The organism is Haloterrigena turkmenica DSM 5511, from assembly GCF_000025325.1.
GTDB classification, from domain to species: Archaea; Halobacteriota; Halobacteria; order Halobacteriales; family Natrialbaceae; genus Haloterrigena; species Haloterrigena turkmenica.
Map to the genome: position 1 here is coordinate 1 of NC_013749.1, position 15,815 is coordinate 15,815.

Below are 15,815 nucleotides of genomic sequence, written 5' to 3' on the forward strand. Positions count from 1 at the left end.
TGGTACGCCGGCCGATCAGCGGAGAGCCTGACTCGTTCAGTCGAAGCCGTCGAACCGTGATAGCGTCGCTTCGATGCGGTATTCTTCGTAGCCGCAGTTATCGCGTAGGAAATAGGCCGCCTCGTCGTGTTTATCGCCACGGAGCCAGATAGTCCCGTTCTGGTAGCCGATGTACTCAACCTGTCCTCGCTTAATGTCAGGTACTATCTCATCTTGAGCAACCTCCCGCTCTTGCTGAGTGAATCCTCCCTGTAGAAAGTCGTCGATAGGGGCAGGCGAGCCCCACGTATGGTCTCGTCCGAGTTTGAAAAGAACTCGGCAGAGAACGCTGTCATAGTTCGGACGTGTCATTAGTCACGCGTACGCGCGTGGCCGCCTTAAATGTTGCCCACCGAATTGCGCACCCATGCGCAACAGTTTTAGCACCCGGCCTAGTAGTAGTAGGTAGCTACCCAATTGTGGGGAGTGTCACTATGGACGATAAGAAAACGAAAGAAGTGCGCACCGAATATCCGTCAGCGTGGATTGCACTCACCCAAAACGAGAGTGTTGGATACATCATTGATGCGTTGCTCGATCTACCGCCTCACCGGGAGTTCAACAAAACAGAACTGGCCGAAATGGCGGGTGTGAGTCGCAACTCTGTTGGAACACACATGGAACTACTCCTCACACTGGATCTAGTTGAGCCAGTTGAGGGGACCACACCAACCCGCTATCGCTTTAACTCTGATAGCGGGGTCAGCCGCGCTCTTGTTGAATTGGAAGGCGAGGTGAATCAAGCAGTAGAATCAGATAAGAAGCAGCCTGCTTGATTTGGAGAATGGCCTTATTCTCCAATAAGCAGGTCTCAAACTCCTAATAATGACTCTTGAGACCAGCAACCCTGACGAGGTCGACGAGCTGCTGGAAGAGCAGAACAAACTGAGCAATGACATTGATCGGGAATTGAAGCGCTATATCGATGAGAATCCAGTTTTTCGCCGGGAGTTCGAATTGTTTGACGAGCCAGGATTCGACAGACCGTACATACAATCGGTTGCGTTCAATCGGTGGACAAACAATCCAGACCAAGCGATCTCGACGGAATGGCAGGCCGCTGTGATCTATGGCTACAAGCAGGCACTCAATGACATAGTTTCCGAGCTGCCTACTCATCTTGAGGAGTCAGGTGAATGAGGGGGGCTCGTTACTGGACACTGGGTTTGGACTGTCTCCTGCAGTCTGGAACACACCACTACACCCCCAGTGAGGTGAGAATCAAAAAACCCGTCCCTGGAACGGAACAGTCGTCGACTCAGGGTCACGATACCGGACCATGAGGTACGGCGCCACGAAGAGAGCGAATGAAATGACCCCTGCCGCGTTTCCCTGGGCAGCGGTGAAAATGAGTACGATGACGCCTAACAACGCGCTAAACGCCAGCAACTTCCGAAGCAGTATCCCAGACCACTTTTCAATCCAATTGAGTATCTCCATATAGTACATGACTTCGTGAAAGGGTGAAAAATGCTCTGGCAGCCGTACATGCACCAACCGTCACCTTCGCCAATCTATTTGTATTCGCTATTGGAATACGTAGGCGAATACGAATGAAGGTAACCACTCTACGCCTCCCTGAGTCGATGTATGAAGCTCTCGAGGCTGAAGCCGAGGCTGAGGAAAAGAGCATCTCCGAATACATTCGTAGTGTTCTTCGCGAGCGAGAGAATACGCAACCGAATACGACCGAATACGTTGACCGAATACGCGACCTAGAGGAACGCGTCGACGAGCTCGAGAAGCGGATCCCAGAACGAAACGTGGCCGAGCCCAAGTCACCGACTACGAGTAAGACGCGAAAGTCGGACGACGAGATCTCCGCGGCGCTCGAGGGCTTCCGACCGGGACGCAACGCCGAGGAGCGAGCGGCGCGTCGAGAGAGCGCACACGCGGCGCTCGAGTGGCTTCGCGACCAACCCGACGCGGTGACCGCGGGAGACGTGAAACACGCGCTGTACGACGACCACGGCATCGATGGACAGACGGAACAAACGTGGTGGACCGAGACCGCTCGGAAAGCGTTCCGCCAAGCCGCCGAGAACGGATACGTCGAGATCGACGGGCGATCCTACGAATGGACCGGGGGTCGAGAGGCGTAACCCCAAGGGTTGGTGCAGGGAGAATAGGGGATTAGGATTACTGGAACGCGTGTGTGGGCGGAGTCGGCCCGCTCTTTGTTTTCGTCGACGTCGTCGCCCGGCTCGAGCGGAGCCAACTGTTGCAGGTGCGCGTTCAACTCGGCTGCCGACGGCCACAGTGGTGGGCGGACAGTGTCCAGGTAGAGCGGTTGGTCATCGTCGCGAAGGAACCACACGCTCCACACGTCGTCCTCCTTCACTGCGTGGAGCGGGCCATCCGAGATCTCCGTCGCGCCCTCACTCTGTGTCAAGAGTGCGTGCGCGAATCCAACGAAATGCTCTCTCACAGCATACCACCCAGGCCGGGGATCCCCGAGTCGCTTCCATCGTCGGGGTCGGTCTCGAGGGTCTCCCCGCTCAGCGGATTCACGAAGTCAACAGTATAGCCCTCGCCCGCCGACTCAAACCAGCTCTCGTCTTTGTCATCGTCGTCTCTCCCGGGGAGATCCAGGTCTGGCGTTCGGATACGGCGCCACCCATCTCCATCATCACCACGACCGCCACCGCCACCGCCATTGTCACGGGGCGGCGGCGTTCTCCCTGGCGGTGGAGTGAGACCAGGCGGGTCACTGGGAGGTCTCTCCGGTGGGGTGTCAGTGGTTGGTGGGTTGGGGACGGTATCAGTCACGGGCCCTATGCCAGTTCGTGTATCGGTCCGTGTGTCGGTGTCACTATCTGGCTGCGTTCCGATTCGGGTTCCACTATCAGAGTCTGGCCGCGTTCCGATTCGGGTCCCACTATCCGAGTCCGGCTGCTGTCCCGTGTCCGGTTCGGTGTCGGTGTCTCCTCTGCTATCAGAGTCACCTCTAGAACCAATTCCGATCCCCGGGGGGACAATCTCTGACCCTGGCGTCTCTGGGAGATCCCAATCGCGGCCACCGTCTTGCGCTCCAGGCATGAACACCCCGAATAGGTCTCCATCCCCAAATTCAACGTCAGACCCGTCTGTACTCTTGCTCTCGGATTCGTCGCGGAGATCTTCCATCTCTTGGATGGGATCGCTCCCTGCGCCGGCTCCAACAAGCCCCGGGATCGCCGGGGTGCTCCCCTCTGAAGCCGTGTCCATCTGGATCCGCAGATCGGTATCGGGTGTCTGGCGGCGAGTTGCATCGAGGTCACGGAGGTCTCCGGAGGGAGTCTGTCGACCAATCTTTGCTGCGAGCTGTTTCTCTCGTGGGGAGAGGTCGACGCTAGTGTCGAGAGTCTGGCTGAAGCCGCTGCCGGTCGGCTCGGAGGTCTTCGGTTCGCGGGAAACCGTCTTTGGCTCGCGATCGCGGGTGAGCGTGTCGGGCTCTCGATCGCGAGTGACCGTCCGTGGCTCGTCTCCGCGCTCCTGGCGTTTCCCAGCCTCGAGGTGCTTGTCGATGATGTTTCGCTCGGCGCGCTGGTTGGCATCGCGCCGGCTATGCGCGTTCTCCATCCCCTCGAGCATCTCATCGATATTGTCCGGGAGCAAACCGCTGTCTCCACCGTCACGAGACGAGCTCCCCGTCGGATCGGACTGGCTCGAGCCGCCCTCACGGTCTCTATCACGACGACCGATGATCAACTGGCCTCGGTTTCGATCGCTGGTTAGCAACCGCGGTTTCCCGGAGGTAGGACTTGAACCTCCAGATTGTCCAGATCCAGATCTTGAACCGGACGAAGAGCGGGACCGAGTGACTCTTCTTCCCATGCCTAACCCGGCGCGACCGGCACCCATACCGAGTGCAATGCCCCCGAAGACGCCTCCAGCCGCTTGTGCCGGATTCTCGCGAAAATCTTCAGCTGTTGAGACTGCGGACGCAGAGAGAGCCCCTGGAATAGTTTCAGCCGTCTCCTTAGGATTTGTGAGAGTGAACGCCGTCGTTTCAACAGCCTCCATGCCGGCTTTCGGGGTGCCTCCGACGTTAGATGCCGTACGAGTGACAATCCCCTCGGCAAATCCCCCTACTACATCTTCGTACTTCCGACCGAGCGCGTCGTGCCCTGTTTCGCGGAGCACAACTCCTCCTAAAGACGGACCCATGGAGTTTGCAGCGTCCAATCCGCGTTTTTGAGCTCCCGCTTGGAGGTCCTCCGCTTTTTGCTCAAGATCGACGCCACCAACGCTCCAATCAAAATCGCCGAACTGCTCTCCTTCTTCGCTTTGTTTCCTTCGGAACTCTCGGCCTTCTTCTTTGACTTCTTGTCCTATTCCGTCGGCGGTACCTTGGATGCCGCCAGAATCCTCCATGCTCGTCCAGTCGGATGAGACTCCGATGTCTCCCCCCGTCGCGTCGCGAAGTGCATCGTCAGCGCCTTTCTGGACGTCATCGACGGCATTCCCAGCGCTGTCGGTCACACCATCTACTTTATCGCTAACGCCATCAGTCACATCGCCAGCCTTGTCCTCAACGTTGTTTGCGATAATACCAACTTCATTTCCGACGTCATCGGTGACATCATCGGCTTTATTTTTGACGCCGCCGACTGCATCTTCTATCTTGCCGCGGAGGTTCTCAGACACATCATCGACCTTTTGATCGACATCTTCTGATGTGTCCTCTTTTATTTCTTGGGCATCACCGACTACACTAGACACAGTGTCTGTGATTTCATCGGTTGTTTCGTTAAACGCACTCTCTGCTTTGTCTTTCGTTTCACCGATCGTGCCCTTTGCTTTATCTGTCGTCTTATCGACGGTGTCGTCTACTTTATCGACTGTTTTATCGACCGTATCATCGACTTTGCCGACTGTCTTGTCAACAGTGTCGTCTACTTTATCGGCTGTCTTGTCGACCGTGTCATCCACTTTATCTCCGGTCTCATCAACGGTCTTTTTCACTTTCCCTCCCGCCTTCTTGGCCCCTTCAGCGACACCGCTGGCGGCATCTCCGATCGCGTCTCCCCACCCCATCAGAACCACCTCGCGCTACTGATTTTGTTCTTGTAAGTCATTATCATATGAGGTTTGAACTAGAGTTAGCATAAAACGCGACGGCCAGGGCGTTCACTGGGGCGGTTATTTTCAGCCGAGAAAGAGGGAACGCGGTGCTCACTACTTCGTCAGCAGTCAGCGGACCTTGCCTCGAATGTAGCCGATTGTCTCGCCGAGTGCCGAGCCGACTCGGGGGATGCGTTTCGCTCCGAACAGCAGGATTAACCCAATCCCGACCACAGTAGCCTCGAGCGGACCGAACATCGTTACAATTTATTGGCAGGAACCGGCGACAGTCGGGCGTACATCTTCCCCTGAGCGGACGATATGTAGCCATCAACAGGGTGCATTTGTGGTGAGCCCCATGCATCGTCAATCATCTGTGGTTCTCCTCCAATTCCGTCGACATAGTACACGTAATTCGTGCCATTTGTCCCGTCTCGCCCACGAATGTACGTGATTCCGTGAGCCCTGTCGTGGATGAGACCGAGCTCGATCATGCCGTCAACGACGCCCCGGTACTTGAACCGTGGGTTCGTTGAACAGAGGGAGAACATCTCGCGATCTTCGCGCCGGACGACCCACGGACCATGATAGGACCCTGAGCCTTGGTCTTGCGCGAAGTAGATGTAATCAGGACCGTAGTCAATCCCAACAGCGTGCGTTTTGGGGTCGAATCCAAGCGGTTCTCGCGACCAAGTCGCACCATCGTCCCACGACTCGAGATACCGATCTTCGCCGTTGTCTCCGAGGCAGACAATCCAGTGATCCGGCTCGTATGGATCTGGAGCGACCGAGTGGACGTGATCCGGGACCCCTGTCTCTTGATAAACGACACTCCACGTTTGGCCGTTGTCCGTCGAGCGGTAGAGTTTCGGGTCAGCCCCTTCCGTCTGATTGTATTCGCCAACAACGATAGTCCCCGAATCAGGATGGGCTGAAATTTGGTAGTTAAATCGCCCACCTTTGCCGATCATCGTCGCCCCACCGTCATCAAAATCAAGCACACGCTCATACTGGAGCGTGCCGCTGTTGTCGAACGTGGTTTGATAGTCTGGAGCGCGGTAGATCCGAACCGGAAGACCGTTCGTTTCGTCCTTGTCTTTGAAAACGAAAATCGAATCGTCGGCTACCAGACACGGTGTTGCGTCCCCATCCATAGCAACCCCGTTGTTGTTTGCCCCGTCGTCGGGATCGTATGAGTCCACACCCGCGTTTTCGGTGCCATACGGAGGGTCAGACCAGTAGTATTTGCCAATCAGACGGCCTTTGACGTGCTGCGAGTCAAACGTCTGATAGACGTTATCCAGTTGAAGGTCTGGACCCCAATAACTCGGTGTCGTAGTAACGCTCCCCAGTCTTTTATGGCGAGCGGTAACGGCTTCTTCTGTACTTACCGATTCGCTGTGGATCTCGGAGACTGGGTTCGAGGCGCTCCCAAGCCCCATTCCGTCCCAGCTGTCTCCGGTGCCGTAATATTCGACTTGCGTATCTACCGCCATGTAGACCCGTCCACTCTCGGCAGCGACGTCGCCCTTCGCCGAGTCCGGGCCGATCCAGAGATCGCCGCTCACGTTGTAGGCTTCGTTAAGCCCCATGGTCCCCCCGAACAGATTTCCGAGTTTTTTCTGGCTGGATTGACTCAGCGCTGTTCCAACAGCGGTGACTCCCCCGGCGGCTGCGAGCACTGCTCGTCTCGAGACTTTGCGTTCCCCTTCCGACATGCATATTCAACATATGACAGTACGGCTAGATCACACTTGAACCCCGACGGCCAGGCAAACCGGGGTTCTGAGGGCTCTCGCGGGGGAAGGGCTTACCTTACTCCTAGCAGGTGAGGTTAGGCCCGATACACCTCGTGACTGACTACGTCACTGATCGGCCTCGAGGAGTCGGAGGCGGCGCCCACGTCACACTTTCTCGATCTCACCCCCTCCAGCGTCCCGGAGAATCCCGTGATGGCATCCCTTCTTTACCGCGGTCTCGGCGTTGCCCGGCGACATATCGAACCGGTCTGCAGCGCGGCCGTATAGGTCGGACTTAGAGAGACGGTCGCCGTTCTCCTCGAGTATCAAACGGAGACGGCGCGCGTTCGGGAGTGGTCCGGTCGCGTCTTCCGGGGGGAGTTCCGTCGTCGTTAGCGCCTGTCCGCCCGCGTCGCTGCCCGTGTCGGCGTCGTCGCCGTCGCGAGTGTGTTCGGCCGGGTCTGAATCTGAATCGTCTCTCTCGGCGGTCTCGGCGGTCTCGTCGGCTTCAGGGTAGGCGCCGCTGCCGTCGGCCGCGGTCTTTTTCTTATCGCCGTCGGAGGGGAGGGGGTCTTGGTTCTCCTCGCGGCTCGCTGTCTCCACTTCCGTTATAGTGGAGAGTACGGCCGTCGAGACGCCGTTCTGCTCCTCCACCTTGACGTTTCTAATCACCAACTCGTCGCCTTCATCCACGCTGGCAAATATATCCCCACCCTCGATTACGTAGGGCATGATAGCACCCTCGCCGTCGACGATGTGGCCTTTCCCTTCTAACCAGTCGGGGGCGTCGAGTTTCTCCGCGACGACCGCTCGCACCGGCTCTTGGTGCATCCCAGGCTCGAGGTCCGTTACGGCGAGTGGTTCTGACGAACCTTCGTCCGTGTCGGTGTCGGTCTCGGCGTATTCGAACAGCACCTCATCAGTGTAGCGGGCCGCTTGATCGGCGAACGTCGCGTTGTCGAGATACAATTTCCGCTCCCCGTCGCCGTCCGCTCGCGGACGGGTCTCGGAGTAGGAGAACGTGGTCTGTCTAAGCTTCTTGAAGAACACGCTCTTACTCGTTACCTTCGCGTCGGTCTCGCGACAGAACTCGACATAGACGTTGTACACGTCGTCTTTGGCGACGCGCTTACCGGATTCGTTCTCGAGGCACTTGACCGAGAACTGTTTGATCGGGTCCGAGTGTTGTTCGTACAGCTCCATTCGTTCTTCGGCGGTCTCCGGTAGCGAGAACTCGCCGTTCCGATCGATCAATCGGTGTGCCCCTTCGATAGCTTTCACGAGGAGCCCCTGCAGCTCGCTTTCCGTCGTGATCTCCGCAAGCAGCTCGCTTTGCGGACGGCCCTGCTTTTCGAACGGGTTGTTCGGGCTCGGATCGTTCTTGAACTCGTACGGTAGTTCGATGGGATACAGCCGTGTTGCGATTTTGCGACCGCGCTCGGGGAGAACCGGCGGTTCGTTGCACCCGAACATCATGGTCGCGGTGTTTTGGACCTCGTACGCCGGCTTTCCCTTCGGTTCCACTTGGAACGTGTCACCGCCGGTCATTTTCTTTATCATGCCCATGTCGTCGATTTTACGGGCGTTCATTTCGGCGGCGATGTTCGCGTAGTTCCCGATAACCGTCTCCGCTCGGAACCGGTTCTCGGCGATCTCGGCCATTTCGGCCGCACTGATATTCGACTGGCCGCCGAGTAGCTGTTCGACGACGTTGTAGAACGTCGTTTTCCCGTTGTCACCGGGGCCAAACAGCACCATGAACGCCTTGTAATCGTAGTGGGGCAACAGCGCGTGGCCGATGAACTCGTACATCGTGAGCTTGTCCGCTTCGCGCTGTGTGATGTCGTCCATGAACTCCTCTATCGCCGGGCACTCGGCGCTCTCCGGATTCTCTGGATAGTCCCATGGAATCGACTGCGTAAAGAGGTACTTCGGGTCGTGCTCGCGGAGTTTGCCGGCGTCGAAGTCGTACACACCGTTCCCGAGACAGACAAGATCGGCGTCGATCTCCTCCGCATTGAACTCCTCGCGGTCGACGTACGTTCGCGCTCGGATATGACCCAGGATCTCGCGCTTTTCGTGCTGCGAGTAGTGCGGCCCGAGTTCGCGCTGTATGGTGTGGTCTATGTCTCGCTCGCCGCCGCGTTCAAACACACCGTCGGGGTCGTAGTAGGTGTATATCTCCTCGGTATCCCGCGTCGTGACGTATTCGTTCTCTTTGCAGAGCTTGATTACGGCCGCGTGGCGAGCGAACTTGTCCGGCGTTTCCGGGTCCGAGTATAGGTCTCGGATTTGCCCCCAGGTGACGGCGCCGGCGTTCACGCGCTTTTCCGTGACGTACCGCTCGCGGGCGTGCTCGACGCCGTGTTCCTCGAGTGCGTCGAGCGTCGCGTTGTACGTCTCTTTGTCGGGGAGACCGGTATACGTCCCGCCGTCGTCGGATTCGCGTTCCTCGAGATTGGCCGGGTCGCACACGTCGAGCGTCACGGCCGCTTTGACGACGGCCCAATGTGGCGTTTGCTCGTACTCCCCGCCATCGGCCTTTAGCGACCCTTTGCCGGGTATCCAGACCGGAATGTTCTCGCCGGCCTTTGATCGGAGCGCGTCGACGGCTTTCGCCCATTTCTCGCCGCGGATATCGGCGCTCGCGTCGGTGATGATTCCCTCTCCGAGTGCCATTGCTTTCGCGGCGTAGCCACCGCCGCCGTCGCCCGGATCTCCGAAGGTGTTCGAACTGTGGTCGACGTAACAGGAACTCCCCGACGTACTCTGTCGCCACGACGGGTTGAACTCAGTCTTATTCGAACCGGTACTGTCGCCGGTGCCCCACGCGTCACACGCGTAGTGGCGAACGATCTCGGCGGTGTCCACGTTGTCGAGCGCAGCGTACACGTCCGTTTTGTGCGGCGTTACGTCTTGCCCGGTGACGGTGGTCTCGAGTTCCTGCAGGCGCTTTGCGCGTTCGCGCTCGGCTTTTTCGCGTCGGCGCTGTTCCGCTTTCTCGCGTTCGCGTTCCTTTTCAACCCAAAACTCAAGCACATCTTTCCAAGTGGCATTGGACTGTTCGTCGTAAAGATCCGGCCAGAGTGTCTCGACGAGTTCCGCTGCCAGCTCGGTGTACTCGACCGCCGTGTACTGTTCGGCCCATTCGACGGCCGTCGAGATCGTCGTCTCCCCGACGGCGTCGATCGGCGTGTACGTGTACTCGACGTTCTCGGTGTCGATCGGCGTTACCACCGCGTCGTGGCTCGAGTGAATCGAAAGCGGTGCCTTGTACGCTCGGTTCGCGTTGTTCACCCAATCGGGGGTAATCACGTCACTAGCTCCAGTGACGCGGTCGTTCACGCGCTGTTCCGCTTCGCGAAGGTAGTCGTTGATCCGGTCGTTCAACTCCTCAAAAACGCGTGCAGACGCGTTCTCGTCATCTTTGAACAGCCGCGCTATCGGGATCGTCGCTTCAGGCGGGCCAAAGATGTACGCACCACCGACGGAATCCAGCGCCATGATAGCGTCGCGGTTCCCACCGTACAGCGCCGCGAACTCTCCAATATAGGCGTCGAGTGTCCGTTCTACCGTCTCGCGCTTCTCGGCAGAAAGCGTCTCGCGCTCACCTTTCAGTTCATCGGCGAGATCGATATCTCCCCATGCGGGGAGTGCGACAACGTCTCCCCATTCGGGCATCGGCGTTTCGTCGCCCATCCATTCGGTCACCCCGTCGTCGCTGTTGTACCTGCAGGGGCGTTCTCGGGCCACCGCGTCGGGTTTCTTGTACGTCGTGATAGCGTACAGTGACCGAGAGATTCGGTCGACGATCTCCGGGTAGTCGTCGGCCGTCGCGACGCGGCCGCGTTGTGTCCACCCTTCCTCGAGTTCGTCGACGTTGTCGTTGTCGCGCTTGATGTACCAACCGTAGTGGTCGTTCTTGACCAACGTCGGGTTGTTCGCTACGTCACCGAGCTTGTCGAACACGCTGCTCGCTTTACGGTAGTGGTCTCGGACTTCGGACGGCGATAGATCAGACATGAGACATCACCTCCGGTTGGTCGGGGGTGGTCAGGGGTGGGGTCAACCCCCCCTGACCAGATAATCGCAAGACGGCGGGACGTTCGACCCCCCCGGTAGGGGCGGTCAGGGGTAAACGGCTACATCTCTTATTATAGAGATGTCCTTTACTTTCACCCGGGTAGTGTATCCCAGTGTTTCTTATCTGATACCCCCCCACTTTGCCCTGACCACTGCGACCGGGGGGGATCGTCCCGCTCACGTCTTGCGTTTTTTCGGTCAGGGGTACCTCAGACCACCCCTGACCACCCTTGACCGGCGGCGTAATCTGTCCGATCGGGAGAATGTGTTCTAGAGAACCGATGCAATTCTGACCATCCTGAAACGTCGAAATACTCATTCCTTTGTCTCGAGCTCGCCGACGCCCGAAGACGTCAACCAGAACCGACAGCTGCCGCTCTTCGCAGAAGCTAAAGCTTAAGTTCTGGCTTGAGAAAGGTGTAGGTGTCCAAACCTGGGGGCGAATCGACGCCCCCGCCTTTCTCAGGCGCGTTGTGTTCTCGTTCAGCCGTGCGTGTCTTTCAGTCTTTGATATTCGTCCGCGCGTTATAAGCGTGAGGGGTTTGATAGGCCGTGTGCGGGGAGGACGTCGCGATCTCACGCGTCGGCCACCTCCCGCCCAACTTGCTCAGTCATCCGCCAACACGTACTACTGCAGCCGTTGCTCCACATCTCGAGATAGCCGTCTCGGCTGAGATCGGCCATGATCTGACCGACGCGCTGAGTCGAGGCCTTGCTGTCGAGCGCCTCGGCGATATACCAGGTCTTCACGTACCGCTTGCCGTCGTTGTATCGTCGGTGGAGGAGTCGGAGAACCTCATGCTCGAGATCGTCACTCATTATCAGCCACCTCCGCGATCGTGAACCCTTCCGCTTTGATCGTATTCTGAACGGGCTGGGGGACCATCGAGAGCGACGGATTCTTGAACGAGTGTCCTTCCCCGCCTCGCCGCTCGAAGCCGACGAGAGCGATCACATCGTCGTCAGTGAGCCGCTCGAATAGCGCGCTGTATTTCTCGCGGGAATCCCACCACTTCACTGACACAAAGTGATCGGACGGACTCACGATCGTGTGCGGGTAGACCGAGGTCTTTCCGCTCGAGTTCGTCGACGACATGGTCACACCCACTCCTCGAGCGATGCGTTTTCCGTGTCGTCGCGATCGCCGTCACTGCCCTCGTTCTCACGATTGCGCCACTCTCGGTAGCGCTCGCCGAGCTCGCCGATGGGTGTATCAGCTGGGGTCTCCCAGAGGAACCGGCCGATCCCGTGGGTCGGGAGCCGGTGCGTCGGCGGGTTATTTGACGATACGTCTGTATTGTCGTCTTGGACGGGTTCCTGCCCGTCTTGGCCCGGGCACGTCGGTTCGTCTTTGGTAGGGTGTGCCGACGTGCTCGGAGTGTCTGCGTTCGTGCTCATTGTTCTCATAGGCAGTCACGGACTCGCCTGGCCGGAGGGAACTAAGAGGCCACAGGACAATTATTGAAACGCGATAGTTTCCTGTGGCCGGAGCCCCCACCCCGGCCGGTTCTCTCTAACACCTCTGAGAGGTGTGTCCGTATCTCGTCTGCCTGTTTTGCACATGCAACGGGGAATGTAAGAAGGGGGAGGTTAGTTCATTCGCGTAACACCCCCGTCACACGCCGTCACCCGTCCAATTTTTTAACTGTTCAAACCGCAAGACGGCGCAGGTATACCAGGTGTGCACCCAGTATACCTACATGAATTTGCCCTAATCCGCCACTCGACACACGCCCTGGCCGGTGGGGTACAAGTAGAATCTAGACATACTGTTACGTGTAATGCGGGAAATTGGCATTCAAGTCCCAGAAGGGCTCGTGGAGCAGCTAGACGAATTTCAGGAAACGCGTGGGTATGTCAGTCGGTCGGAAGCCGGCCGGACAATCCTTCGCGAGCATCTACGCGATCAGGGGTACTGGCCCCCGGAGGAATAGAGAAATGCCACCTAATCCCCGAGATTGTCCGATTTGTGGGGAGCGAGTCGGTGTACTGCCGAATCACATCAGGAAAGAACACAACAGCTTGGAGGGACCGGCGAATGAGCACTGACTATACGAGCCTCGGGATTCGGAAAGAGACGAAACCATATTTCGAACAGGCAAAAGAGGCGGTCGCCACGGAATTGGGGGAAGAACCGACGGCCGACCAGGTTGTTCGCGAGCTCGTCGAAGCGTACTGTGGCGGCGATGCGTGTGGGAGGTGGCTCGATGACGGAGCATAGCGACACGCCGCCGCTCGGGCTTGCAATCCTCTCCTTCGCATCGATCGGAATTGTCCTAGCGTCGATCGCGGGGAAGCTGTTCAACTCGTCGCAACGATATCTGGGCCCGACCGAGCCAGCGCACGCGACGGCAAGCCCCGAACTATGGAAATGGGTTTTCACACTCGGGCTGCCGATCGCGGCGGTGATCGTCCTCTGGCTGTGGCTCGGAAGCGGAACTCGAAGATAGAACTATGACTGACCGAGACCGTCCATATCGACCGCGAACGACGTACGAGATCAAAGATCACCTCCAGCGGATTGCGACCACACTCAACGGCCAAGAGCGTGGCGTCGGAGAGTTCCACGAGGCACTCGAGATTGTCCTCCGCTACATCGACGTCCTCGAGGACGAGATGACCTGCTTGGACTGCGGCACTAAACTCGCGCCCTTCCAACCGAGCGGCCGGTCGATCAAAGGGAAGTACCGGTGTCCCAACTGCCATGACCGCAACGAGCACATCACAGTATGGGACTACTTGGGAACTCGCGATATGGAGAGTGCACATTTGCCCGGCCTTCCCGAAGACATAGAACTCGCTTTTGAGTGCGATTGCGCACCTGAGACAACCATGGGTTCCCGCGAGCAGGCCCAAACCCGCACTGCCAGGCACGGGGCTAATACTTCTCACAGCAAAATCGCAAGACGTGACGGGGACGGTCGGGTATGAGTAAATAGCAGAGAGAGTATACTATAGTTAGTCACGCGGTAGGCCGAGACAGAGATCGAATTAATCAACTGCCGATCTCCTCCCGGGCACACAGAGAGGGAGGGGGCTACAGACAATTCGCCCTAACTTGGGTAACGCGCGATACGCTCGAGCAAAAGAAAAAGAGGAGGGTGGGGACAATTCACCGTAACGTAGGTAACGCGCGAAGCCTCTGGTTGCTACATAAAGAGTAGAACCAAACCGCAAGACGGCAGCGGTGTAGGTGTACGTAGATACATACGCACCCTACAGACGATTCATCATAGCATAGGTAACGCGTGGGGGCCACTGTTCCCCCAAGGAGGAGTTCTACGGGCTGGCAGAACTCTCGGTCACTGGTCGCGTCTCGACCACCTCGCGGAGGTTCTTCAGGTGGTCAAGGAGATTGACGGCCGAGATTGTGGCGTCGACCTTCACGTAGTCGACGGGAGCCTCGAGCTCGTCGTGGAAGACGGTCCAGATCCCTGGCGACTGTCGTGATGCTCGGAGCGTGAACCCGAACAGGGAGACCTCGGTGTCGTAGCGGAGGTCTTGCTCGAGCAGCGAACGGGCAATCTCGAGCTGCCGTCGGTCATGCATTGAGACCAGCCTCCTCGAGTTCGTCGCCGCTCTCGAACGCACGGCCGTTCACGCGCCACACGCGTTCAACACCGTCGGGCGTCCGTCGCGTCTGTAGGGTCACGTGTGCGTTCATTCGCTCTCACTCTCCTCGAGTTCGGCAATCGCCTCAGAAACGTCCTCGTCGCTTGCCTCGTCGACGGCCTCGGCGACGTCGACCGCGAATTCGGCAGCGAGATCTAGCCGGCCGAGGGCAGTCGATGCGGCGACGTCGATCGACCGAACCAGTAGTAGGTTCTCGGTGTCGGAGTAATCGAATTCGCCGAGATCGGCGAGGTCGTGGTTCGCCTCTTGGAGGAACTCGAACATCGCCCGACACATATCGAGATACGCTTGGTGCGTCTCGTCGCCGTCTTCGACCGCCTGCAGGAACTCGTGGATCGTCTCGTCGACGTGGTGGTCGTAAGTCTCCTGGAGTCCCACCGCCTTGCTCCGTCGCGCGATCTCTTCGTAGTCGATACTGTTGTCGGTGCCGTTATCACGGCAGGGGTTCTTACTGGACATTGCTGTCTTACCGGGCAGCACACGCGGTCGCTGTTCCCGCAGCGGCCGTCTCCATTCATATCGAGAATAGAGTCGGCGAGCGTGTGCTACCACCAACTCTATACTCCATGCTATTAGTTCTAACGAACGTCCCACTTTACACCAAACCCCGACGTTCAATACCCATGAACCCGTCACTCTTTATATACCAATGCCAGCGGACACCACCGACGGTGCAAACCCCGACGTTCACTCACGGACCTGGCTGAAACCCGCCCAGGTCGAACGAATGAAAGACGCCTGTCTCACTGAGGAGTTCCCCACCTACCTACAGGATCGAAACCTCGCGATTGTCTCACTCCTCTACGACACCGGGCTTCGAGCAAGCGAGCTCGTCTCGCTCGATACCCGCCACCTGGAACTTGAGGACTCCCGGCTCTTGCTCCCCGGCAGTATCCAGAAAGGAAACGCGTCGTCAGCCTCGCTCGAATTAGGGAAGTGGGGCGCGGATTCGACACGAGACCTGCGTAGGTACCTCCGAGACCGCTGGAAGGACACCGACGCGTTATTCCCTTCGCGATCGAGCGACCGGCTCTCACGCCGCTCTCTGCAGCGTCTCATCGGCCGCGTCGCAGAGGTGGCCGACGTCGAGCCGTACACCGAGGACTTTGAACAGGTGGATCCGAGCCACGTCCACCCGCATACGCTTCGACATTCCGTTGCCTATCGGATCATCGTCGAGGAAGAAGGACGGCTTGAGGACGTGCAAATGCGACTACGTCACGCGAACAGATCAACGACGGACCGGATTTACTCCCACTACGTCGTGAGATGAGG

20 protein-coding genes and 1 pseudogene are annotated in these 15,815 nt (G+C 58.1%); 9 read left to right on the forward strand and 12 right to left on the reverse strand.

Translation table 11 applies throughout. The features are described 5' to 3' along the window. Nucleotides 1–36: 36 nt before the first annotated feature. Nucleotides 37–351, reverse strand: coding sequence for a hypothetical protein (locus HTUR_RS25285; RefSeq protein WP_012946233.1), 315 nt, complete (start codon nucleotides 349–351; stop codon nucleotides 37–39). Nucleotides 352–473: 122 nt separating this feature from the next. On the opposite strand from HTUR_RS25285, the gene HTUR_RS26560 reads away from it, so the two are divergent. Together HTUR_RS26560 and HTUR_RS25290 are read left to right on the forward strand one after the other, a co-directional pair. Then, complete coding sequence (locus HTUR_RS26560) at nucleotides 474–815, forward strand: hypothetical protein (RefSeq protein ID WP_012946234.1); 342 nt, start codon at nucleotides 474–476, stop codon at nucleotides 813–815. Between the two features lie 49 nt (nucleotides 816–864). Beyond that, a complete protein-coding gene (locus HTUR_RS25290) occupies nucleotides 865–1,179 on the forward strand; it encodes a hypothetical protein (protein ID WP_012946235.1) in 315 nt (104 codons plus the stop codon). Nucleotides 1,180–1,260: 81 nt separating this feature from the next. Here the strand turns inward: HTUR_RS25290 and HTUR_RS25295 are convergent, their stop codons facing one another. Next, nucleotides 1,261–1,479 (reverse strand): hypothetical protein, encoded by a 219-nt coding sequence (locus HTUR_RS25295; RefSeq protein WP_148225505.1) that lies wholly within the window; start codon nucleotides 1,477–1,479, stop codon nucleotides 1,261–1,263. Between the two features lie 113 nt (nucleotides 1,480–1,592). Here HTUR_RS25295 and HTUR_RS28760 point away from each other — a divergent pair. Further along, nucleotides 1,593–1,694 (forward strand): annotated as a pseudogene (locus HTUR_RS28760) (ribbon-helix-helix protein, CopG family); the annotation flags it as partial. Nucleotides 1,695–1,802: 108 nt separating this feature from the next. Then, nucleotides 1,803–2,141, forward strand: a complete 339-nt coding sequence (locus tag HTUR_RS25300; protein WP_226377597.1) for a hypothetical protein — start codon at nucleotides 1,803–1,805, stop codon at nucleotides 2,139–2,141. A 322-nt stretch (nucleotides 2,142–2,463) separates the two neighbouring features. Here HTUR_RS25300 and HTUR_RS26565 read toward each other — a convergent pair whose 3' ends face one another. The 7 genes from HTUR_RS26565 to HTUR_RS25345 form a co-directional block, all read right to left on the reverse strand. Beyond that, entirely contained in the window at nucleotides 2,464–5,058 is a 2,595-nt protein-coding gene (locus HTUR_RS26565) for a hypothetical protein (protein WP_012946239.1), read from the reverse strand. 156 nt (nucleotides 5,059–5,214) lie between these two features. Beyond that, the gene (locus HTUR_RS28765; protein WP_012946240.1) at nucleotides 5,215–5,343 is read right to left on the reverse strand and encodes a Sec-independent protein translocase subunit TatA/TatB; all 129 of its coding nucleotides are present in this window, start codon (nucleotides 5,341–5,343) and stop codon (nucleotides 5,215–5,217) included. Between the two features lie 2 nt (nucleotides 5,344–5,345). After that, nucleotides 5,346–6,767 (reverse strand): WD40/YVTN/BNR-like repeat-containing protein, encoded by a 1,422-nt coding sequence (locus tag HTUR_RS25325; RefSeq protein WP_148225507.1) that lies wholly within the window; start codon nucleotides 6,765–6,767, stop codon nucleotides 5,346–5,348. A gap of 222 nt (nucleotides 6,768–6,989) precedes the next feature. Continuing rightward, nucleotides 6,990–10,847 (reverse strand): DNA primase family protein, encoded by a 3,858-nt coding sequence (locus HTUR_RS25330; RefSeq protein ID WP_012946242.1) that lies wholly within the window; start codon nucleotides 10,845–10,847, stop codon nucleotides 6,990–6,992. A 636-nt stretch (nucleotides 10,848–11,483) separates the two neighbouring features. After that, nucleotides 11,484–11,726, reverse strand: coding sequence for a hypothetical protein (locus tag HTUR_RS25335; RefSeq protein WP_012946244.1), 243 nt, complete (start codon nucleotides 11,724–11,726; stop codon nucleotides 11,484–11,486). Continuing rightward, a complete protein-coding gene (locus HTUR_RS25340; protein ID WP_012946245.1) occupies nucleotides 11,719–12,003 on the reverse strand; it encodes a hypothetical protein in 285 nt (94 codons plus the stop codon). The genes HTUR_RS25335 and HTUR_RS25340 overlap by 8 nt, the downstream gene beginning before the upstream one ends. A gap of 2 nt (nucleotides 12,004–12,005) precedes the next feature. Further along, complete coding sequence (locus HTUR_RS25345) at nucleotides 12,006–12,305, reverse strand: hypothetical protein (protein WP_012946246.1); 300 nt, start codon at nucleotides 12,303–12,305, stop codon at nucleotides 12,006–12,008. A 383-nt stretch (nucleotides 12,306–12,688) separates the two neighbouring features. On the opposite strand from HTUR_RS25345, the gene HTUR_RS28770 reads away from it, so the two are divergent. The 4 genes from HTUR_RS28770 to HTUR_RS25355 all read left to right on the forward strand — a co-directional run bounded on the left by HTUR_RS28770 (nucleotide 12,689) and on the right by HTUR_RS25355 (nucleotide 13,838). Beyond that, nucleotides 12,689–12,841, forward strand: coding sequence for a CopG family ribbon-helix-helix protein (locus tag HTUR_RS28770; RefSeq protein ID WP_148225509.1), 153 nt, complete (start codon nucleotides 12,689–12,691; stop codon nucleotides 12,839–12,841). A gap of 104 nt (nucleotides 12,842–12,945) precedes the next feature. Then, nucleotides 12,946–13,128 carry a hypothetical protein gene (locus tag HTUR_RS26580; protein WP_012946247.1) on the forward strand — a complete coding sequence of 61 codons (183 nt, stop codon included), beginning with the start codon at nucleotides 12,946–12,948 and terminating at the stop codon, nucleotides 13,126–13,128. After that, nucleotides 13,115–13,357 carry a hypothetical protein gene (locus HTUR_RS25350; protein WP_012946248.1) on the forward strand — a complete coding sequence of 81 codons (243 nt, stop codon included), beginning with the start codon at nucleotides 13,115–13,117 and terminating at the stop codon, nucleotides 13,355–13,357. The genes HTUR_RS26580 and HTUR_RS25350 overlap by 14 nt, the downstream gene beginning before the upstream one ends. A gap of 4 nt (nucleotides 13,358–13,361) precedes the next feature. Further along, complete coding sequence (locus tag HTUR_RS25355; protein ID WP_012946249.1) at nucleotides 13,362–13,838, forward strand: hypothetical protein; 477 nt, start codon at nucleotides 13,362–13,364, stop codon at nucleotides 13,836–13,838. 348 nt (nucleotides 13,839–14,186) lie between these two features. Here HTUR_RS25355 and HTUR_RS25360 read toward each other — a convergent pair whose 3' ends face one another. The 3 genes from HTUR_RS25360 to HTUR_RS25365 are packed head-to-tail and all read right to left on the reverse strand — an operon-like array spanning nucleotide 14,187 to nucleotide 14,999. Then, nucleotides 14,187–14,456 (reverse strand): hypothetical protein, encoded by a 270-nt coding sequence (locus tag HTUR_RS25360; protein WP_012946250.1) that lies wholly within the window; start codon nucleotides 14,454–14,456, stop codon nucleotides 14,187–14,189. Continuing rightward, complete coding sequence (locus tag HTUR_RS28525) at nucleotides 14,449–14,571, reverse strand: hypothetical protein (protein ID WP_012946251.1); 123 nt, start codon at nucleotides 14,569–14,571, stop codon at nucleotides 14,449–14,451. The genes HTUR_RS25360 and HTUR_RS28525 overlap by 8 nt, the downstream gene beginning before the upstream one ends. Further along, nucleotides 14,568–14,999, reverse strand: a complete 432-nt coding sequence (locus HTUR_RS25365) for a hypothetical protein (protein ID WP_012946252.1) — start codon at nucleotides 14,997–14,999, stop codon at nucleotides 14,568–14,570. Before HTUR_RS25365 ends, HTUR_RS28525 begins: the two co-directional genes overlap by 4 nt. A gap of 190 nt (nucleotides 15,000–15,189) precedes the next feature. On the opposite strand from HTUR_RS25365, the gene HTUR_RS25370 reads away from it, so the two are divergent. Further along, nucleotides 15,190–15,813 (forward strand): tyrosine-type recombinase/integrase, encoded by a 624-nt coding sequence (locus tag HTUR_RS25370; protein ID WP_012946253.1) that lies wholly within the window; start codon nucleotides 15,190–15,192, stop codon nucleotides 15,811–15,813. The last annotated feature ends 2 nt before the right edge of the window (nucleotides 15,814–15,815 follow it).

Coding starts and splice junctions, on each gene's coding strand:
- HTUR_RS25285 (WP_012946233.1), bottom strand. CDS start 351: ATGACACGTCCGAACTATGACAGCGTTCTCTGCCGAGTTCTTTTCAAA.
- HTUR_RS26560 (WP_012946234.1), top strand. CDS start 474: ATGGACGATAAGAAAACGAAAGAAGTGCGCACCGAATATCCGTCAGCG.
- HTUR_RS25290 (WP_012946235.1), top strand. CDS start 865: ATGACTCTTGAGACCAGCAACCCTGACGAGGTCGACGAGCTGCTGGAA.
- HTUR_RS25295 (WP_148225505.1), bottom strand. CDS start 1,479: ATGGAGATACTCAATTGGATTGAAAAGTGGTCTGGGATACTGCTTCGG.
- HTUR_RS26565 (WP_012946239.1), bottom strand. CDS start 5,058: ATGGGGTGGGGAGACGCGATCGGAGATGCCGCCAGCGGTGTCGCTGAA.
- HTUR_RS28765 (WP_012946240.1), bottom strand. CDS start 5,343: ATGTTCGGTCCGCTCGAGGCTACTGTGGTCGGGATTGGGTTAATCCTG.
- HTUR_RS25330 (WP_012946242.1), bottom strand. CDS start 10,847: ATGTCTGATCTATCGCCGTCCGAAGTCCGAGACCACTACCGTAAAGCG.
- HTUR_RS25335 (WP_012946244.1), bottom strand. CDS start 11,726: ATGAGTGACGATCTCGAGCATGAGGTTCTCCGACTCCTCCACCGACGA.
- HTUR_RS25340 (WP_012946245.1), bottom strand. CDS start 12,003: ATGTCGTCGACGAACTCGAGCGGAAAGACCTCGGTCTACCCGCACACG.
- HTUR_RS25345 (WP_012946246.1), bottom strand. CDS start 12,305: ATGAGCACGAACGCAGACACTCCGAGCACGTCGGCACACCCTACCAAA.
- HTUR_RS28770 (WP_148225509.1), top strand. CDS start 12,689: ATGCGGGAAATTGGCATTCAAGTCCCAGAAGGGCTCGTGGAGCAGCTA.
- HTUR_RS26580 (WP_012946247.1), top strand. CDS start 12,946: ATGAGCACTGACTATACGAGCCTCGGGATTCGGAAAGAGACGAAACCA.
- HTUR_RS25350 (WP_012946248.1), top strand. CDS start 13,115: ATGACGGAGCATAGCGACACGCCGCCGCTCGGGCTTGCAATCCTCTCC.
- HTUR_RS25355 (WP_012946249.1), top strand. CDS start 13,362: ATGACTGACCGAGACCGTCCATATCGACCGCGAACGACGTACGAGATC.
- HTUR_RS25360 (WP_012946250.1), bottom strand. CDS start 14,456: ATGCATGACCGACGGCAGCTCGAGATTGCCCGTTCGCTGCTCGAGCAA.
- HTUR_RS28525 (WP_012946251.1), bottom strand. CDS start 14,571: ATGAACGCACACGTGACCCTACAGACGCGACGGACGCCCGACGGTGTT.
- HTUR_RS25365 (WP_012946252.1), bottom strand. CDS start 14,999: ATGTCCAGTAAGAACCCCTGCCGTGATAACGGCACCGACAACAGTATC.
- HTUR_RS25370 (WP_012946253.1), top strand. CDS start 15,190: ATGCCAGCGGACACCACCGACGGTGCAAACCCCGACGTTCACTCACGG.